At 58.9% G+C, this 18,818-nt stretch carries 13 protein-coding genes; 4 read left to right on the top strand and 9 right to left on the bottom strand.

Going from position 1 to position 18,818, the window contains the following annotated elements:
- Positions 1 to 45: 45 nt before the first annotated feature.
- From VJU77_17780 to VJU77_17755, 6 genes are read right to left on the bottom strand one after another with little or no spacing between them, the layout of a single operon-like run.
- Positions 46 to 1,890 carry a DUF4340 domain-containing protein gene (locus tag VJU77_17780; GenBank protein ID HKP05205.1) on the bottom strand — a complete coding sequence of 615 codons (1,845 nt, stop codon included), beginning with the start codon at positions 1,888 to 1,890 and terminating at the stop codon, positions 46 to 48.
- Positions 1,887 to 3,428, bottom strand: coding sequence for a GldG family protein (locus VJU77_17775; GenBank protein ID HKP05204.1), 1,542 nt, complete (start codon positions 3,426 to 3,428; stop codon positions 1,887 to 1,889). Before VJU77_17775 ends, VJU77_17780 begins: the two co-directional genes overlap by 4 nt.
- A 2-nt stretch (positions 3,429 to 3,430) precedes the next feature.
- Entirely contained in the window at positions 3,431 to 4,186 is a 756-nt protein-coding gene (locus VJU77_17770) for an ABC transporter permease (protein HKP05203.1), read from the bottom strand.
- A gap of 13 nt (positions 4,187 to 4,199) precedes the next feature.
- A complete protein-coding gene (locus VJU77_17765; GenBank protein HKP05202.1) occupies positions 4,200 to 5,135 on the bottom strand; it encodes an ATP-binding cassette domain-containing protein in 936 nt (311 codons plus the stop codon).
- 58 nt (positions 5,136 to 5,193) lie between these two features.
- On the bottom strand, positions 5,194 to 6,324 hold the full coding sequence (locus VJU77_17760; protein HKP05201.1) for a trypsin-like peptidase domain-containing protein: 1,131 nt from the start codon (positions 6,322 to 6,324) through the stop codon (positions 5,194 to 5,196).
- A complete protein-coding gene (locus VJU77_17755) occupies positions 6,321 to 6,956 on the bottom strand; it encodes a hypothetical protein (GenBank protein HKP05200.1) in 636 nt (211 codons plus the stop codon). The genes VJU77_17760 and VJU77_17755 overlap by 4 nt, the downstream gene beginning before the upstream one ends.
- Between VJU77_17755 and VJU77_17750 the strand changes: the two genes are divergently transcribed.
- The 3 genes from VJU77_17750 (at position 6,933) to lpdA (ending at position 12,547) form a co-directional block, all read left to right on the top strand.
- On the top strand, positions 6,933 to 9,686 hold the full coding sequence (locus VJU77_17750) for a 2-oxoglutarate dehydrogenase E1 component (protein ID HKP05199.1): 2,754 nt from the start codon (positions 6,933 to 6,935) through the stop codon (positions 9,684 to 9,686). The genes VJU77_17755 and VJU77_17750 overlap by 24 nt on opposite strands.
- 88 nt (positions 9,687 to 9,774) lie before the next feature.
- Positions 9,775 to 11,022 carry a 2-oxoglutarate dehydrogenase complex dihydrolipoyllysine-residue succinyltransferase gene (gene odhB / locus VJU77_17745; protein HKP05198.1) on the top strand — a complete coding sequence of 416 codons (1,248 nt, stop codon included), beginning with the start codon at positions 9,775 to 9,777 and terminating at the stop codon, positions 11,020 to 11,022.
- A 118-nt stretch (positions 11,023 to 11,140) separates the two neighbouring features.
- Positions 11,141 to 12,547 (top strand): dihydrolipoyl dehydrogenase, encoded by a 1,407-nt coding sequence (gene lpdA, locus VJU77_17740; GenBank protein HKP05197.1) that lies wholly within the window; start codon positions 11,141 to 11,143, stop codon positions 12,545 to 12,547.
- Between the two features lie 17 nt (positions 12,548 to 12,564).
- On the opposite strand, the gene VJU77_17735 is transcribed toward lpdA, so the two are convergent.
- The 3 genes from VJU77_17735 to VJU77_17725 form a co-directional block, all read right to left on the bottom strand.
- The gene (locus tag VJU77_17735; GenBank protein ID HKP05196.1) at positions 12,565 to 14,184 is read right to left on the bottom strand and encodes a glycosyltransferase family 39 protein; all 1,620 of its coding nucleotides are present in this window, start codon (positions 14,182 to 14,184) and stop codon (positions 12,565 to 12,567) included.
- 104 nt (positions 14,185 to 14,288) lie between these two features.
- Positions 14,289 to 16,502 carry a hypothetical protein gene (locus VJU77_17730; protein ID HKP05195.1) on the bottom strand — a complete coding sequence of 738 codons (2,214 nt, stop codon included), beginning with the start codon at positions 16,500 to 16,502 and terminating at the stop codon, positions 14,289 to 14,291.
- 31 nt (positions 16,503 to 16,533) lie between these two features.
- Positions 16,534 to 17,532 (bottom strand): hypothetical protein, encoded by a 999-nt coding sequence (locus tag VJU77_17725; GenBank protein ID HKP05194.1) that lies wholly within the window; start codon positions 17,530 to 17,532, stop codon positions 16,534 to 16,536.
- 285 nt (positions 17,533 to 17,817) lie between these two features.
- Between VJU77_17725 and VJU77_17720 the strand changes: the two genes are divergently transcribed.
- Positions 17,818 to 18,804, top strand: a complete 987-nt coding sequence (locus tag VJU77_17720) for a hypothetical protein (GenBank protein HKP05193.1) — start codon at positions 17,818 to 17,820, stop codon at positions 18,802 to 18,804.
- Positions 18,805 to 18,818 lie beyond the last annotated feature (14 nt).

Here is an 18,818-nt window from a genome sequence, read left to right as displayed (position 1 = left end):
CGCGATGAGAGTCGCCTCCATCGCGCGACGTAGCGCGCGATCCACCTAGTGCGGCGAAGGCGCGGCTGTTGGTGTCGGTGTCCCTGTCGGGCTTGGACTCGGCGCCGCCACCAGGGGCAGCTTCAGCGCGTTGAATTCCGGGTTGCTCATCACGAAGGTTCCTTCGCGTTCGTCGGAGCGCGCAAACCACATGCCTTCGCCGGCTGATGCGCCGACCACGAGCTTGTGGACCGCTTTGTCGTCGGGCGAAGTCGTGAACGTAATCGTGACTTGCGGCTTATCGACGCCATGCGCCGGCGTCGTCGCGCCCGCCCAGCGAACGGCGCGCACGACTGACAGCGTGTTCAGCAAGGACTGCACATTCACCGAGTTGATTGGCTCGCTTCCTTTCACCCAAGTCCATTCCTTCTTGTCATTTCGGACGAGCGCATATTCGCGATCGGTCGTCACCGTCAGTTTGTGCACCTCATCCGGCTTAAACCGGAACACCGCCAGCTCCTGCCACTGCAACGGATCAGGGAAAATGTTGTCGAGCAAACTGCGGCGGACGGCCACGATGAACGGCTCGTCCCCCAGCCGCGCATAAACCTCCTCGCCCTCCACTTTTCCAAACGCGATCGAAGCAAAGGGATGTTCGCCGGCCGTGCTCTCGGGCGTATTCTCCGAGGAGAAGGAACTGAAAGTGACTTGGAGCTGCGGTTTATCGAGGCCGTACTTGGGCAGATCGGACGCCACATCTTCGACGAACTTCGTCACCTGCTCGGCGCGGACCAGGTCGAGCATGCGGATGACTTCCCCCGCATTGGCGGGCAGGTTATTCTTGTTCGCGATCGTCCAGTTTTCCTCCGCGCGAGCGAGGACCGTTTTTCCTTTGTCCGCCGCCTCGATGGTGATGCGGTCCAGAATGTTCGGATCGATTCGAACCAAATGCCGATCGCGAAGATCGGCGGGCTTCACAGCCAGTAATTCCTCGATCTTCTTCGGCAGGGTATAGACCGCATTGCGTCCCGTGAAACGGACGTAAACCTGGTCCTTGTCCTTTTCTCCCGTGGCCGCAACCGGACCGCCGATCTGGAGACTCTGCCCGGTCTTGTCTTCGCCAGAAAACACCGTGATGGAACCGCGCGGTTCCGCCAGGCCATACGGCCGCAAATCGCCCCGGTCTTCGGCCACGAATTGCTGGATCTGCGCCGTGGTCACTTGCGCGAGCAAATCGGAAATTTTCTGATCGTCGCCGCGCGCCCGGAGTGGTTTGACGATTTCCCAGTGATCCGCTTTTTTTTCCACTTCCATTTCGCCGGCGGCCGTCTTGAGCAACGCGCGCGTGATCTGGGCCGTAGCCAGGTCGGTCAGTTTCCTGTCCCGAAAGTCCTCGGGCTTCTTCGCAATATCGTTCCGGACCGATTGCGCGGCGATGAAGACATCATTCCCGTCGCCTACCCGGACATACATTTTGCCCTGGAGCGCCGCGTCGTTTCCAAACGTGATTTCCGGCGGCATCCCTTTGCCGATCAGCTTCAACTTGAGCTTTCCCTTGCTCAGGCCGAATTCGTCCAGCTTGCTCTTGTCCCTGGCAATTTCGTTTGCGGGAATGGCATCGAATTTCTGCCATGAATCGAGGTCGGCCAGCAGACTCTCGATCGCGCCCCGGTCAGCCTGGTCTTTGAACGGAGCTTCGAGCCTCCATTTCTGGTCTTGTTTGCGCAGATCGATTTTGTCCTCACCGTTTTGGATCACGATTCCTTCGAGCGCGTCCCGTTCGAAGTTGACCACGTTTCCCGCCTTTTGTTTGGCCTCCTCTGTATTGGGGCGTTTGCTCTCGTAAAACTTTATGTAGGCGGCGACCGCAATCACCACCGTCAGCAAGAGCAGCGTCGTCCTGGTCTTCATGTGCGGCGTTGCCACCAGACAGCGAACCCGAGGATAGCCGGGATTAGTGGGATAAGCGCGAGGATCAGCCACCTCAGATTGCGCAGGGACTTGTCTTCGAGGGTAAAGGTGAGGGTCTTGGGAACCTTGGGCGCGATGCCGATGAGTTGCTCGCGGCTCAGAAGCCAGTTCACGCTGGCCGAGAAAAAGTCGAGCGCCTGCTGGTCCTGGGTGATCGCGCTGTCCTGGATGAACGTTGAGTTGCTCACCACCACCAGGCGCGAGGAGTTGGCTTGGACGCGCTCGTCGGCGCTGCCGCCTTTTTCGATTGAGACAGCGATCGTCAGCGGCGTCGTGGGAGCCTGGGCGGCGTCGGCCTGGAGCTTCTCTTCATCGGTCGAGTTATAATCCGTCTCGGCCCAGTATCCTTTTTCGGCCTGAACCAAAGGTTGGAGCCGCACATTCACGGCGCGGACCCGGTCCTGTTCCAGGGTTAGCGAACAAGTGCCGCCCAGGAAGATCCCGCGAACGTCTCCGAGCCGTTTGGTGATGATGTTGTCGGGCAGAAAACGTCCGACCACGTCCCGGACCCGGGCCATTTCCTGGATGCCGGTCTTCACCAGTGCCATGAGCCGGTCGTCATTAACTTTCACGCCCAGTTCGTTGAGAAAGGCGTTCAGCTTCGGCGTCTTCGCGGAGGGATCGAGCAGAAGAAGGATGCGGCCCTGCTTCTCCCAGAAATCCCGAAGCAATTTCATCTCGCGATCGGAGAAATCGTATTGGGGACCATTGATGACGATGGTTTTTACGTCCGCCGGGATTGCGCCTACCTCGAACAGGTTCAGCTCCTGGAACTTGATGTTTTCATTCTCAATCACGGTCTTGACCAGGGAGATCGGGCTGCGAGTGCCGGGATCGGGAGCCAACGTCGGCGACAAACTGGGCGCCGTGTCCGCGATGGGCGGTTCCTTGTGACCAAGAACGTAGCCGAGTGTGTTTTTCTTCCCCTCCACCAGGTCGATCATCGCGCTGGTAATGGCCTGCTCGCCCTTGAAGGCGGTGACCTTCGGCGGCTCGCCCAGCATCGGGTTTCCCTGGTCCACCTCCGCCATCTCGGACGCCTTCACGGTCTTGTTGCGGCCGTCGTAATCCAGGATGACGAGGCTCTCGTCGCTCACCACTTTGTATTTGTCGAAAAGCTCCTTGGCGCGGGAAAGGTTTCGTTCCGGATCGATATGCTCGATGTCCATCTTCCCTTTCCCCGCGTACTGATATTCGGTCAGCAACGCCTGCACATCCTGGCCGATCGGATTCGTCGGCGAAAAGAAGACCGTCACCCGGACTTTGCCCTTGATGGTCTCGAGGAAGCGCTTGGTTTTATCCGAGAGCGCGTATTTCTTGTCGCGCGACAGGTCCCAGCGCCGGTAATGCTCGAACCCGAGATAGTTCGCCATGATGGCGAGGAAAAGAAGGAGCCCGATTTGCACCAAGACGTTCAAGCCAATGCGAACGCGGTGAATCTTGCGCGGCTTGATTGGAAGCGATTCGTCGGTTTCCATCCTTACAGCCTCCACTTCCGGGATTGAAACGCCTGATAGGTCAGCGCCAGGACGAGGAGTGTCATGCTCACGTAAAGAACCACCGGCCGCGTATCGATCTCACCACGGGAGAGCGTTCCCATTTGCTCGATGGCCGAGAAATACCCGAGCGCTTGCCGCGTGCTCGAGCTGATCTCCTGGAGGACGAAAGAGATCAGGCCCGCGAAAAAATGCAGAGTGATGACGCAGAACGAAATGATCGCGGCCACGATCTGGTTCTTTGTCACTACCGACGCCAGACATCCGATTGACAGATAAAACATGCCCAGCAGGAGCAGCATGAGATACGCGCCCAGATAGGCGCCGGTGGAGTTCGCCGCCGGCTGGTGGGTCACGGCCTGGAAGATCCAGAAATACAGCAGGGTGGGGAGCCAGAGAATGATGTAGAACACCAGCGAGCCGAAGAATTTCGCGAGCACGACCTGCCAGTCCCGCACCGGCGCGGTCATCAACGGCTCGATGGTTCCGAGCTTAAATTCCTCTGCGAACAGCCGCATCGTGATCAGTGGAAAAATCAGGACGAAAGCGAACCAGAAAAAGACGGAATTAAAGAAAGCTTCCTGGATCGAATACGACATCGGGCGCCCGTTCATGAACGAGAGCTGGAAATAGAAGTCCGCTCCGCTCACGAAAAGAAAGAAGACGAGCACCACGTACGCGATCGGCGAGTAGAAGTAGCTCCGGACTTCGCGGGAGAGGAGTGTGTAGAATTTTCTCATTGAGCCCCCCGCTTCATTCCGCATCCGGGTGCGTTATCTCCACGAACACGTCTTCCAGCGTGGCCCGGCGCTGCGAGAGCTCGCGCAACGTCCATCGCCGCGCATTCGCAAGCTGGTAAACATCCTCGCGGACATCCGTGTTCGCTTCGACGCGCAGGGCGAACACCTGCCAGTCGCCATCGGTCGAAACCGTTACGTCGCGCACCCCGGGAATCTTCTTCAACTCCTCGGCGCCATCATCATGGCCAACTTTCGCTTCCACGAAGACGCCGCCCGCCGTCCGAATCCGGCCCAGCAAATTCTCAGGCGTATCGCAGGCTTCGATCCGGCCTTTGTTGATAATGATCACCCGGCTGCAGGTCATCTCGACCTCCGGAAGAATGTGGGTCGAAAGGAGAATGGTGTGCTGTTTGCCCAGGTTTTTGATCAGGTCGCGCACCTGGCGAATCTGATTGGGGTCGAGACCGCTCGTGGGTTCGTCAAGAATGAGCAGGTCCGGCTCGTGGACGAGCGCATCAGCCAGGCCGACCCGCTGGCGGAAGCCTTTTGAAAGCGCGCCGATTAGTTTCTTCTCCACCTCTTTGAGGCCGCAAAGTTCTTTGACGTCGCCGACCCGCTCAGCCACCCGGCGATGCGGCACACCCTTCAAGGCCGCGCGGTAATCGAGATATTCGGTCACCCGCATGTCGTTATAGAGCGGGACGTTCTCCGGCATGTAACCGAGATGGGCGCGGGCCTGGAGCGATTGATCGAAGATGTCGAAACCGGCGATGGTGGCTCGGCCTGAAGTCGGCGGCATGAAGCTCGACAGGATCCGCATCGTCGTGCTCTTGCCGGCGCCGTTCGGGCCGAGGAAACCCATGATTTCGCCTTTGCCGACCTCGAAACTCAAATCCTGGATCGCGGTGTGGCCGGCGTAGCGTTTCGTGAGATTTTCGACTTTGATCATGAGGAAGTAATCCTGTGAGACAACGGAAACTGCCGGGCGTTTCGAATTTTTGTGTGTTTCAACGCGCCGTCAAAGGCACGGTTTCCTGCTGGCCCTGGCCGTTGGCGCGGACAATGCCGATCGTAAAATCGACGCTGGTGCCGGAGCCGACGCGCGAGAGCAAGCCTTCCAGTTGTTTCACGGAAGTCACGTTGTATTTCCCGACCCGGTAAATCACGAGCCCGCGCTGGATGCCCGCCTGGTCCGCAGGGCTATTGGGCTCGACCCCGGTGACCAGGACTCCCTGGCCGGCGGCATAGCCGAGGGCATCGGTCAGGTCAGCGGTGAGATTCTGGAGTTGCATCCCGAAAAGCCGGATCGCATTTGCGCTGGCTGGCTCCTTCTCCGGCTTGTTCTTTGGCGCCGGCGGACTTTGCGCGATTTTTTTGAATTCGGCCACGCTCGAGCGGACCGTCTCCGCCGGAATGGCAAAGCCGACCCCCTGGGTCGGAACGCCCTGCGGCGTGAAAGCCATTTTCGCGGAGCTGACCCCAACCAGGCGTCCCGAGAGATCGACGACCGGGCCGCCGCTGTTCCCCGGATTGATCGCGGCGTCGGTTTGCAGGAGGTCCTTGTAGTCGGTCTCGTCGATCGTGATATCGCGCTTTGTGCCGCTCAGAACGCCGCGGCTGATCGAACTGCCATAGCCCAGGGCGTTGCCGACAACGAGAACAGTCTGGCCGAGCAGGTTCGGCGAGATGCTCTCGAGATTCATGAAAGGAAAATCGCCCTTGGCCTCGATTTTGATCAGAGCGAGGTCCTTCTTCTCGTCACCGGCAATGTAGCGGGCGCTATAGGTTTTCCCGTCGTTCATGGTCACCTCGATTTTGAGATCGGCCGCGCGCTGGACCACGTGCTCGTTGGTCACGATGTAGCCAGCGGGATCAACGATGAAACCCGAGCCGAGGCTTTGCAGAGTCTGCCGGACTTCGCGGGGCCGGCTTCGGTAAGTTCCAAAGTATTGCGCGGTGAAATCCTCAAACGGATCGCGGACCCGCCGCCGGACGATCCGCTCGGTATTGATATTGACCACTGCCGGCAGGACCTTCGCCACTGCCAGCACGGCCGGCTCCGAAGCGGGATCGGCCTGGGCGAAAAGAGAGGGTGCGGTAAGCAGCAAGACCGCGGTCATCAGTCGGTTCGTTCTCAAGCAGGGTCCTCCTCAAGCTGCGATGTAATCTCTTTCGGCATGTTTCCCCGAAGTTCGGGGTACGCCTCTGCGATCCGGATCAGGTCTAGTTCGTCCTTTTTGCGCTTGCTCACTCTTCGCTTCTCGTCAGTCCACGCCCAGATTTTCCCCTGCACAAGGTCGTTCAAGTCCGCCACTGGAACGCTTTGTCCGAGAACTTCGCGCGCTTGTGCTCGCGCGATGAACGCCTGGTAACGGTCGTCCTGGGTGAATTGAATATTCAACTTGCCGGCGGCTTTCTTCGCGTTGAGCGAATGAGCGAATTGCTCCATCTGAAAACCGGATGCGGCCAGTTCTCCTCGGATCGCTTCAAGATGTTGCGAAACCACGACGATGTCCGCATCAATGGTGTAAACCGGCTCGACGTAGCAGTTCACCGCCAGGCCGCCGATCAGACACCATGGGCCGTGACGCCGTAGAATCGCGACAACCTGCGCGAAATCACTGGCCCCGCCATTAGTGACAGATTCGTAGATTTCTTCCGCCGTCATCTGGGGTTGCAAGTAAAGGAACACTCTTCGCACTGTCAACTTGCCGGAGCCCATCGATCCTTGCAGATTGAAGCCACCATGCGCCCCTCTTTTGCGACCCATGTAAATCTCGAATTACTCGAGGAAAACTATGCGCGTTGGCAGAAGGACCCGGATTCGGTGGACTCCGGCTGGTCCGCTTTCTTTGAAGGGTTCGAGCTGGGCGACCTTCATCTCCGGAATGGCGCCGCCGCGGCTGAGGCCCAACCGCGCCAGGAAATCGCCGAAGGCCCGCTCCAAACCCGGGTGGACGGATTGGTTTACGCCTATCGAACCCTCGGGCACACCATCGCCCGGATCGATCCGCTGGCGGATAAGCGCCCGCAGAACCCGCTCCTGAGTCTCCGAGAACTCGGCTTTAGCGAGAAGGACCTCGGGCTTTCGGTCTCGTCGAAATTCTTTCTCGACGGTCGCAAAATGACCCTCCGCGAGATGATCGCGCTGCTCGAAAGCATCTACGCCGATTCGATCGGCGCGGAATTTCAGCACATTCAAAATCCGCGTGTCCGCAACTGGGTCCGGCACCGGCTGGAATCGCGTCCGCCCAAACACGACACGGCGCGGGAAGCGCAGATCGCGCTGCTTCGCGCTCTCCTGGAAGCAGAAACTTTCGAAACGTTTTTGCATACCCGCTATGTGGGCCAGAAGCGGTTTTCTCTTCAGGGCGGGGAGTCGCTCATGGTCATTCTCGACACCATCCTGGAGCGCTGCCTGCGCCACGGGGTCGAGGAAATTTGCATGGGGATGGCCCATCGGGGCCGGCTCACGGTCCTGGCCAATTTCCTCAAGAAATCGCTCCAGGTGCTTTTCACGGAGTTCTCGACCAACTACATCCCTGACCTCGTAGCCGGCGACGGGGACGTGAAATACCATCTTGGCTACCGGACGGTCCGAAAGCTCGAGTCAGGCGCGGAGGTGGAAATTCGTCTCTCGGCCAATCCAAGCCATCTCGAGGCCGTCAACCCGGTTGTGGAAGGGACGGCGCGCGCGCGCCAACGGATCCGCGGCGATACCGAATTGCGCCGCAAAGTTCTCCCCTTGCTCATTCACGGCGATGCCGCCTTCGCCGGGCAGGGGATCGTGGCCGAGACGCTGAACATGTCGCAGCTCCACGGTTACGGGACGGGCGGGACGGTCCACGTGGTGGTGAATAACCAGATCGGGTTCACGACCCTGCCGGAGGATGCCCGTTCCTCCATGTATGCCACCGACATCGCCAAGATGGTTGAGGTCCCGATTTTTCACGTGAACGGGGACGACCCGCTCGCGGTTAAGTTTGTCACTGAACTGGCCTTGGATTTTCGCCAGGAGTTCGGGCGCGATATCGTCATCGACATGTATTGCTACCGCCGCTACGGCCACAACGAAGGCGACGAACCGTCGTTCACCCAGCCCGATCTTTACGCGAAGATCCAGAAGCGCCTCCCGGTCGCCCAGCTTTTCAAGAAGGAGCTGATCGATGCCGGAAGATTAAGCGCGGACGAGGCGGCCAGCCTGGAAGCGGAGTTCGAAATGCGGCTGGAGCTGGTCCTGCAGGAGGTGAAGTCGATCGAGGAAGAGCAAGCCGGCGAGAAGGCCAGGTTCCAGGAATCGACCGCGGTCTTTCAGCCTCAATACACCACGGAGTGCAAGCCGACGGCGATCAGTCCCGAGATGTTGCGCCAGATCGTGGAGGGGCTGACGCGCGTTCCGGAAGATTTTCAGGTCATTCCAAAGATAAAGCGCACGGTGCTAGATAGGCGGCGCGAGGTTTTCGAAGCGGGCGGTCCATACGAATGGCATTACGCCGAGGCGCTCGCCTTCGGATCGTTGCTTCTCGAAGGGACGCCGGTGCGGCTCTCCGGTCAGGACAGCCGCCGCGGAACGTTCAGCACGCGCCACGCTTTCATTTACGACGCGAAGACAGGGCAGCCGTATATGCCGCTGCTCCACCTCGCGCCCGACCAGGCCCGCATCTGTGTTTACAACAGCCTGCTCTCAGAGGCGGCCGTCCTCGGGTTCGATTACGGCTATTCGCTCGATTACCCGGACATGCTCTGCCTTTGGGAAGCGCAGTTTGGCGATTTCGCCAACGGCGCCCAGGTCATCATCGACCAGTTCATTACCGGGGCCGAATCGAAATGGCAGCGGCCCAGCGGGATCGTGCTTCTTCTCCCGCACGGCTACGAGGGACAAGGCCCGGAGCATTCCAGCGCGCGACTCGAGCGCTTTCTCCAGGCCTGCGCCGAAGATAATATCCAGGTCTGCAATCTCACCACCTCCGCGCAGTACTTTCACGTTCTGCGGCGGCAGAAGAAACGCGATTTCGTCAAGCCTCTCATCATCATGACGCCGAAGAGCCTGTTGCGTTCCGAACAGGCTTCATCGCGCACGGAAGATTTCACGAGTGGAGGATTCTCGGAGATTCTCGGCTCGCCCGAAGTGGGGCCCCCGGAGAAAGTGAAGCGAGTCATTCTCTGCACCGGCAAAGTTTATTACGATCTGCTGAATCACCGGGACGCGGAAAAGATCACCAACGCCGCGATCATCCGGGTCGAGCAACTCTATCCCCTGGCCGAGCACAAGTTGCGGGAAATGGTCAAACCGTTCCCCAAGAGTGCGAAACTGATCTGGTGCCAGGAAGAATCGCAAAACATGGGCGCCTGGAGTTTCATCGAGCCGCGTTTGTGGGCGCTTTTCGGCCGCAAAATCGTTTACGCGGGGCGGAACGCGAGCGCGAGTCCCGCGGTCGGTTCGCTCGCGGTCCATAAGCGTGAGCAGGCCCAGCTGATCGCGGAGGCGTTCAGCTTGTGATAGGTGAATGGTGATAAGTGAATGGTTCTTGATCACAAGGCACTGATCACTATTCACTTTCCACTTTTGCGCATAATGTAACGCCTTCATGAGCATCGAGGTAAAAATTCCGGCCGTCGGCGAATCGATTGAGAGCGGGATTGTTTCGGTCTGGCACAAAAAATCGGGTGAGCCGGTGAGCGCCGGCGATCCGCTCTTTACTCTCGAGACCGACAAGGTTTCCACCGAGATCACCGCGGAGCGGGATGGCGTTTTGCAGACCATGGTCGCGGAAGGCGCGGAGGTGAAAATCGGAGAGGTGGTTGCGATGATTGAGGACGCTGGGAGCAGCCCGAAACCGAGCGCGCCAAAAAGCGAGGCCGCGGCTGCGCCGGCCGAGGCAAAGCCGGACGGGCAGAAACCCGCTCCGGCTGGGGAATCGTCGGATGCGCTTTCACCAGCCGCTCGCCGCGTGGTGACAGAGGAAAAACTGGATCCGCAGGAAATTCGCGGGAGCGGGAAAGGGGGGCGCATCACGAAAGGAGATGCGCTCAGTGCGGCCCAGAATCGCCCGGCTCCGTCGGAGGCTCCGGCGCCGAAACCTGCGGGCGATCGCGCGGAGGAAAAACCGGCGCAGGCGTCCGGGAACGAACGGTTCACCCGCAAAAAAATGTCGCCCCTGCGCCGCAAGATCGCCGCGCAGCTTGTCATGGCTCAGCACACGGCCGCCATCCTTACGACCTTCAACGAGTGCGACATGACCGCAGTCCAGGCGTTACGGGCGAAATCGCAGGACGCCTTCACGAAAAAGAACGGCCTTAAGCTGGGGTTCATGTCTTTCTTCATTAAGGCGGCGGTTGAGGCGTTGAAGGCCGTGCCGGCGATCAATAGCCGGATCGAAGGCGAAGATTTTATCCTGAATCACTTCTACGATATCGGGGTCGCGGTCGGAACAGAACGCGGCCTGGTGGTTCCGGTCGTGCGCGATGCGGACAAGAAGAGTTTCGCGGAAGTGGAGCGGGACATCGCGGATTTCGCGGGGAAAGCGCGGGAGGGAAAGATCAAGATCGAGGATTTGCAGGGCGGCACCTTCACGATTTCAAACGGCGGAGTTTACGGTTCGCTCATGGGGACACCGATCCTGAATCCGCCTCAAAGCGGGATTCTCGGCATGCACGCGATCGTGAAGCGCCCGATAGCGGTGAAGGACGCGGTTGAGATTCGACCGATGATGTATTTGGCGTTGAGCTACGATCACCGCGCCGTCGACGGCAAGGAAGCGGTCACGTTTCTCGTGACCGTGAAGCAGTGCATCGAGGACCCGACGAAGCTCCCGCTCGATTTCGAATCGAAATGACGAATGACGAATGACGAAACAATGACGAATGATGAATGGCTCCGCTCGCACGGTGCTTTGTCATTTGGGCTTGGTCATTCCTTCGTCATTCGTCATTCGTCATTCGTCATTTTTCATCATGGAAAAATTTGACGTTACGATCATTGGCTCCGGCCCCGGCGGCTATGTCGCCGCCATTCGCGCGGCGCAGCTAGGCCTCAAGACCGCCATCGTCGAGAAGGACAAGGAACTCGGCGGCACCTGTCTCAACGTAGGTTGTATTCCCAGCAAGGCGCTCCTCACTTCGAGCGACCATTATGTCTTCGCAAAGAAGGAAGCCTCCAAGCACGGCATCGTTCTCGAAAACGTCGGGCTGGATCTGGCGAAGATGCTCGCCCGCAAAGACAAGGTTGTGAAGACCATGAACGGCGGCGTGAAAATGCTCATGAAGGGCAACAAGATCACGACCTTCCAGGGCCTTGGGACAGTGACCGCGCCAGGAAAAATTTCCATTAAAGGCGACGACGATAAGACGCAGGAAATCGAAACTACCAACGTCGTCATCGCCACCGGCAGCGTGCCGGTCGAGCTGGCGAACATGAAGTTCGACGGCGACGTTATCGTGAGCAGCACGGAAGCGCTCACTTTCGAAAAGGCGCCAGAGAAACTGCTCGTCATCGGCGGTGGCGCCATCGGGCTCGAGCTCGGCTCGGTTTGGAGCCGGCTCGGCTCGGAAGTGATCGTGCTCGAATTTCTGCCCCGGATCGCGCTCGGGTTCGATCTCGAGCTGGCCAATATGCTTCAGAAATCGCTGGCCTCCCAGGGCATGGCATTTCACCTGGAAACCAAGGTGAGCTCGGTGACCGTCGAGAACGGCCGGGCCACCGCCACCGCCACTAAAGGCGGCGAAGAACTAAAATTTGAAGCCGACAAAGTGCTCGTTTCGGTCGGCCGCCGCGCCTTCGCCAAGGGAGTCTTCGCCGACAGCGTCAAGGTCGCGATGGACGATCGCGGCCGGATCAAGGTCGACGAGCACTTCAAGACAAACATCGAAGGTGTCTACGCAATCGGCGACGTCATCGCCGGCCCCATGCTGGCGCACAAGGCGGAGGAGGAAGGAATCGCCTGCGTGGAAATGATTGCCGGCAAAGCGGGTCACGTGAATTACGAGGTCATCCCCGGCATCATTTACACGAACCCGGAACTGGCCGGGGTCGGGCTTACCGAAGATGGCGCGAAAGAAAAAGGTATGAATGTGCGGATCGGCAAGTTCCCTTTCCGCGCCAACGGCCGGGCCGTGGCCAACGAAGATTACGAAGGCGTCGTGAAATTCGTCGCCGACGCGGAGACGGATCGGATTCTGGGCGCGCACATTCTCTCGCATGCGGCCTCGGAGTTGATCGCGGAAACGGTCGCGGTCATGGAATTCGGCGGGAGCTCCGAAGATCTCGGTCGCACCGTGCACGCCCATCCGACCTTAAGCGAAGCGGTGAAGGAAGCTGCGTTGCACGTCGAGAAACGCGCCATTCACATCGGTAATCGGTAGAGCAGCGCGCGCGCCCTTTATCTGACCTTCAAGATCACAATTCGCTCATCGTTGGTCCGCCAAACATTCGGGACGACAAACGTCGGACCGGAGCCGAACTCCGCCTGGGCGGTGAACTTGGCGGTCTTCTCACGCCAGCGAGCAATGTTTTCCGAGACACTATCCGGGTTCTCCGCGAAACGCTGGTCTAAATCGCCCGTGACCACGTAAGTGAAATGTTCCTGGTCGAGAAGGTCGGACGCTTCGACGAACGAGCGGGTGACCGAAGTGGCGGAAACTCTTCGCGATTCCTCCGGCAGAATGGCGAGTTCCCTGATGGCGAGGATCTTCTCGTCCTTACTCGTATGCTGTCGAAGCCAGTCGATCGCCTCGATCCGGCTATCCCGATGGGTCATACGCTGATAAAGAGATTGCACCGAATGAAAGCCCAGCGACGAGGTTGCAATCCCACCGAGTATCACTGCGACGGCGATCTTTGACGACGGGCGCGCAAGGGGGAACGAGCCGAACACTTTGGCAAACGCGATGCCGCCGGCGACACAGAATGGCGGGACGAGCGGCAATAGATTGCGGAAAGGTTGGAAAGGCTTCAGCAGAAGCACGGCGATAGAGAGCACAGCGAAAAGACTCCAGATCGCCATGACCATGCGGGTAGGCTTCTGGCGAAATGCCACTGCGATTCCAACCCAACCCGCGAGGACGAGAGGCCAGCCTAGTTCATAAGGTTGAATTGCCTGGCCGAAATACCCTGGAACGGAAGCCATCGTGCCGTAATTCCTCGCTATTACGGCCAGATCGTGGGTGACAGTCCGCCAATCGAAAATAATCGCAGGAACGCCGAGGACGATGCCCACGATCAATCCAGTGCCCGCAGCGGCAGTTAACTGAAGACGCAGCGTTTTTGTGAATGGGAAGAGGAAAACCGCGGCCAAGACGGCGACGAACACAACCCCGGCGGTGTATTTGCAGGCAAAACTGGCCCCTGCGGCAAGACCGGCGGCCGCTGCCCAGCCAAGGCTCCAGGAACGGCGCCGTTCCGAACGGATCTGGTCGCACAGGTAAAGAGTGAGCGTTACGAAAAAGCACGCAAAAGTATCAACGATGACATTCGATGCTCGGAGCACGAGTGCCGGGCAAACACTCGCCAGGATCATCGCTAATGCGCCCGCCATGCCACCTTGCAATCGCGCCCCAAGCAAACCTGTGAGAACGACGGTCGCGATACTCAATGCGGCCGCCACGAGCCGCCCGGCGATGATCAATTCCTGCGGCGAGATGAGGTCGTAGTCATAGGCAAACGGCTGCCCAATTTCGCCGCCTGGCAGGTCCCTGCGGAAACTGTGGCCGTGACATTGGCGATAAATCGGACCGCCTGCCAGCATCGCTCCTGCCGTCAAGTAGGCCGGAAGAGTTGGATAGCCGTACCAACGCGCGTCGACGCCTCGGCTCTTCAAGACATGACTCGCCTGATGAAGAACAAAGCCTTCATCGATGTAATCGGAGTAGGGCAGACCGGAGAAGACGGGGCCAACCCGGAGAAGAGCCGCCAGACAAAGTATGAGCGCAGAAAAAAAAATACGATTTCGCGTGCTCGACACGACCGCATGTTCGGTCAGGATCACTTGAATTCGAGACAAAATGGAGAGCCGACCGAATTCCAGGCGGAAGCCTACTACCTCGATCAGTAGGACAGACCGCCTCAGAGGCGATTGGGATGGCAGCGCCGAACTTCCAGGATGCTCTACTCCAGGTCGTACGCCTCGATCAACGCCACGCCGGTGGTGTTGTCGAATCCGCGAACGATCGCGGTGTAGTTACCGGGCACGAGATTTTTCACAATGGCCGACTCCCGATCGTTCGATGGTGGCAACCCAGTCGCGGCAATTTCCGCTTCCTGATCGTCACGCCAATCGTAATTGATCGCGATGAGTTCGCCGTTGCCGTCGTAGAGTGTCAGGACGGGATCGGCCAGGGCATTTGCGATGTCGAAATTCGTTAGGCTGCGCCCGATTGCGCGAAGAAGCAGCCTCGCTGGAGCAGCTCCTACAATGATAGTGCCGCCAATCATCACGTTGTCGCCGGTCTCGACCAGACCACGCGTCGCGACGTTGGTCAGCCTGGAATCAGCGAGCGGATCCAGGTCGTAAACTTCAAACAAGCCAATTCCCGTGCCGTTGTGGGTGCCCCGGACGACGACCGTATAAGCCCCGGGATCGATTACTCCCCAAAGCGCCGATTCGAGATCGTTGGATGGCGCCAGCCCGCTATCGATAATTTGCTGTCTGGTCAGGGAGTCGTTCCAATTGTCGTTCGTCGCGAGGAGTTGGCCGGAGGAACCGTGAACTTCGATGACTGGATCGGCCAGCGCTCCGGGGATCGGGAGCGAGGGCCCGGTTCCACGAACGATCACGGTCTTGGTTTGTGTGCCCGTGATGATAAATCCGCCAATCACGGCGTTGTCGCCGGTCTGGACCCGGACACGCGTCGAGATGTTTCGTAGAGTCGCTGGCTTCCGCAAAAATACTTTCCGCACAGATTCCGCGAGGCTCTCGGAGCCGTTATACTCGCCGGTGCCACAATAACCGCGCGCGCGGATAAAGATGTTTTGTTCGGTTGGGAGGCTCAATCCATTCAAAATCCAGTTGCTGCCAGCCCGCGTGCCCTCGCCCAATGCCGCGTAATTCACGTTGTCGGTTGAAGACTCAAACGTGACGTGGGCAAATTGCGGACTCGATCCGCCTCGCGTCCAGGAAATGCCAGTGTGTGTTACCGCGAGGTTTTGCAGGGCCGCAGTGTCTTGGGATAATTTGGCAAAATTCACGCGTTGCGTTCCGCCGATGGAACCAAAATTGCCGCCCACCAGAATCTTGCCGTCCGCCGCCACGGCCATGGAATCCAGATACCCGTTCACGTTCGGGTCGAACGAATCGGCCAGACCGGTAGTCGGGTCGAGTCGGGCGATGTGGTCGCGCATCTGCCCGCCGATGCTGTGGAACGACCCAGCCACCAAAATCCTGGTGTCCGCCTGGATCACCATGGAGGAAATCGTGGCGTCCGCCTGGGCGTCGAATGAATCGGCCGCTCCCGTCGTCCCGTCGAGCCGCGCGATACGGTGACGCGGCTGTCCACCGATATCGGCGAAATGGCCGGCTACCAGGATTTTGCCGTCCGCCTGAACCGCGATTGCAGTGACGAGATCCTCGTCAGCGTTCGGGTTAAAAGCAGCATCCAGGGTCCCGTCCGGGTTGAGGCGGGCGATGCGATGGCGCGTCTGACCGTCGACACTGGTAAAGATACCGCCAATCAAAATTTTACCGTCCGGCTCCAGCGCCATGCAAATAGCGCCCCCCACCTTCGGGTCAAAGGACGTGTCGACTGAGCCGTCCGTATTTAGACGGCTAACACTCCTGTCTTCTGGGGGGTGAAAGCCGCCGACGATGAGGATCTTGCCGTCCGGCTGCAGTGCCATGGCTTTAACAAAATTGTTTGTGGTTGGGTGGAAGGAATCATCCACCGTCCCGATCGTGCCATTGAACCGCGTGATTCCGAAGACAGAACCCGGGCCGGATATATTGCCCGCCGCTAGAATTTTGCCGTCCGTTTGGACCGCAACGTAACCGGGGGTGTTGGGGTACATTGGCGGATTAAAAACGGTGTCGAGTGTGCCATCCGTATTCAAGCGAGCGAGATTGTTGCGTGACACGCCTGACACCATATAAAAATCGCCGCCAATCAGAATCTTACCGTCTGGCTGAATGGCGATGGCATCAACCGAGGAGCCGGCGACACCGCCATTGAGATTCTGGTCAACCCTCCCGTCGATTTCCATTCGGGCAAGGTTATGGCGGGTTACCGCGGCTCCGCCGTTCGGCGCCACGGTGTCGAAGTCGCCACCCGCTAGAATCTTGCCGTCCGTCTGCACTGCGATGGTAAAGACAGGACCGGTTGGGTCCATCGGACCATTCGTCGGATTCGGGTCGAACGCATCAGCCAAACCGGTTGTGGCATCGAGGCGGGGCGATGTGGTGGCGCGTCTGACCGCCGACCGTAATAAAGAAGCCGCCGACCAGGACCTTGCCGTCTGCCTGCACCGCGATCGAATAGGTGTAATCGTTTGCGTTTGGGTTGAACGAATCAGCCAAACCGGTAATGGGATCGAGCCGAGCGATGTAATTGCGCGACTGGCCGCCAATGCTGTTCGCCCCGCTGAACATCCCGACAACCAAAATCTTGCCGTCCGGCTGCACCGCCATCGACTGGACAAAACTAGACGGGTTCGGGTTGAATGAATCTGCCAGGCCGGTGGTGGCATCCAGCCGGGCGATGTATTTCCGCGACTGGCCGCCCATCGCGAAGAAAATTCCAGCCACCAAAATTTTGCCGTCCTCCTGCAGTGCGATGGAATGGACACCACTGCCGGAAGGGCCCGGGGCGAACGAATCAGCCAAGCCGGTGGTGGGATCGAGGCGGGCGATGCCGCTGCGCGACTGTCCGCCGATAACGCCAAAAGAGCCGCCCGCTAAAATCCTGCCGTCCGGCTGCACCGCGATTGAATAAACGTAGAAGTTCGCGTTTGGGTTAAACGAATCAGCCAAGCCTGTTATGGGATCGAGCCGGGCAATGAAATTGCGTATCTGTCCGCCTATGGTGGGCTCGCCGAAGTTTGATTCAAAATAGCCGCCCACCAAAATCTTACCGTCCGCCTGCAACGCGATGCAAATAACAGAGTCGTTCGCGTTGGGATTGAAGGCACTGTCCAAGGTTCCGTCCGCGTTTAGCCGGGCAATGTGATTGCGCGTGACTGTCGGTCCGCCGTTGGGCGAAAGAGTGGTAAAGCTGCCGCCGATAAGAATTTTGCCGTCCGGCTGAACCACGATTACGTCAATCGAGCTGTTCGGGTTCGGATCGAAGCCGTCCAGCGCGGACTGGGCTCGCACCTGCGAACTCAACAATAATACCAGCAGCAGCGTCGCCGCCGCTTTCATCGACTGAAAGCGTGTCGTTCGCCTGCGATCAAGCGGCTGCGGGAGGTTTCCGTTTCGTGGCTCGTGGGGCTCATATCTCAATGGATAGGGATGTTAGTGAAAGAGCCAGGGCCGCAGGTTGGCGGACCTAACGAACGGTGTCCCTCTTTTTACGCCTTGAGTGTCTTAAACACAAGCGAATACGCCGGCCCGCCCCCAGGCAAATCTCTGGCACGGCAACTCCACCGCACCTTTGGACTGGCGTTATTGACAAAGACCGCGCCTTCCGGCAAACCGGCGAGCGAAATGAGACGAGCGCTTGGGTTGTTCGCGGTCGCGGCCTGCCTGTCCCTGGCAACGGCGCGCGCGCAGATTGCGGCGGAAATCGTGGTCGCGATCCGATATCTCCAGTCGGAAGGCGAAAGCCATTCGCACCTTTTTCTTTATCGCGAGGATGGCACCCTGGTCCGCCAACTTACAAACGAAGAGCGTGGTCAGGACACCGATCCGATGTTTGCGGATGATGGTCAGACCATCGTTTTCACGCGCGAAATCGCCGAAAACCAGTCCGAACAATGGAGCATTGAGCCGAGCGGCGATGGACTCAAGCGGCTCGGCGCTGCACCACATTGGTACTTGGACGGTCCGGCTTCAACTTACTTTGTTTGGCCCGAAATGGAGGGTTCAGGGGATGACGAAAGCGCACCCGGTTTCGGTTCGCGCACCCAGAAGTTTCGCGCACCCGACGGCTCCGTAGAGCTGATCCTCAAGGAGGTCCGAGGCGACGAGAACGATTCCGTCAATGGGCCAGAACACGGCAAGCATTACGTCTTGCGCGATTTGAAGTCCGGCAAGTCGACCGAGTTTCCCAAGATCCCGGGCTTTGAAGGGGCGGTCGAGCAATTGGAGAGCAAGGGCCCCAAGCCCACGAGATTTCTTTTCGATCCGCCACTGCGTCTTGCCTTTTTCGGGGTCCACCTAAACAGCACCGACGGCGATACCGATTACGCGCTCGACCTGACCAAGCGTCGGTTCGTTCGGCTCTCGCCAAACTGGGCCGCGCCGTTCCCGTTGCCGGGCGACGGCGCGTTTCTAACCATGACCTACAATCGTTATGTTCCGATCCCCAACTCGACGAAAACCGCGAACTGCAGTTACCTCGAACGCTGGGATTCGAACCTGAACAAGATTCGTTTTGCCAAGGAAGGCTCTGCCGCGGTTTGTTATGGCGCGGCGATGTATCGTCCCGGGAAAACTCCGGCGGTAATCAATATTTTTCGGAGCGCCGATTAGCGGAGATTGTCTCT

This window comes from Chthoniobacterales bacterium (assembly GCA_035274845.1).
Classification (GTDB): domain Bacteria; phylum Verrucomicrobiota; class Verrucomicrobiia; order Chthoniobacterales; family UBA10450; genus AV80.
This window is presented reverse-complemented; position numbering and strand designations above follow the sequence as displayed.

Coding starts and splice junctions, on each gene's coding strand:
- VJU77_17780 (HKP05205.1), bottom strand. CDS start 1,890: ATGAAGACCAGGACGACGCTGCTCTTGCTGACGGTGGTGATTGCGGTC.
- VJU77_17775 (HKP05204.1), bottom strand. CDS start 3,428: ATGGAAACCGACGAATCGCTTCCAATCAAGCCGCGCAAGATTCACCGC.
- VJU77_17770 (HKP05203.1), bottom strand. CDS start 4,186: ATGAGAAAATTCTACACACTCCTCTCCCGCGAAGTCCGGAGCTACTTC.
- VJU77_17765 (HKP05202.1), bottom strand. CDS start 5,135: ATGATCAAAGTCGAAAATCTCACGAAACGCTACGCCGGCCACACCGCG.
- VJU77_17750 (HKP05199.1), top strand. CDS start 6,933: ATGCGCCCCTCTTTTGCGACCCATGTAAATCTCGAATTACTCGAGGAA.
- VJU77_17755 (HKP05200.1), bottom strand. CDS start 6,956: ATGGGTCGCAAAAGAGGGGCGCATGGTGGCTTCAATCTGCAAGGATCG.
- odhB (HKP05198.1), top strand. CDS start 9,775: ATGAGCATCGAGGTAAAAATTCCGGCCGTCGGCGAATCGATTGAGAGC.
- lpdA (HKP05197.1), top strand. CDS start 11,141: ATGGAAAAATTTGACGTTACGATCATTGGCTCCGGCCCCGGCGGCTAT.
- VJU77_17730 (HKP05195.1), bottom strand. CDS start 16,502: ATGGACCCAACCGGTCCTGTCTTTACCATCGCAGTGCAGACGGACGGC.
- VJU77_17725 (HKP05194.1), bottom strand. CDS start 17,532: ATGAAAGCGGCGGCGACGCTGCTGCTGGTATTATTGTTGAGTTCGCAG.
- VJU77_17720 (HKP05193.1), top strand. CDS start 17,818: ATGAGACGAGCGCTTGGGTTGTTCGCGGTCGCGGCCTGCCTGTCCCTG.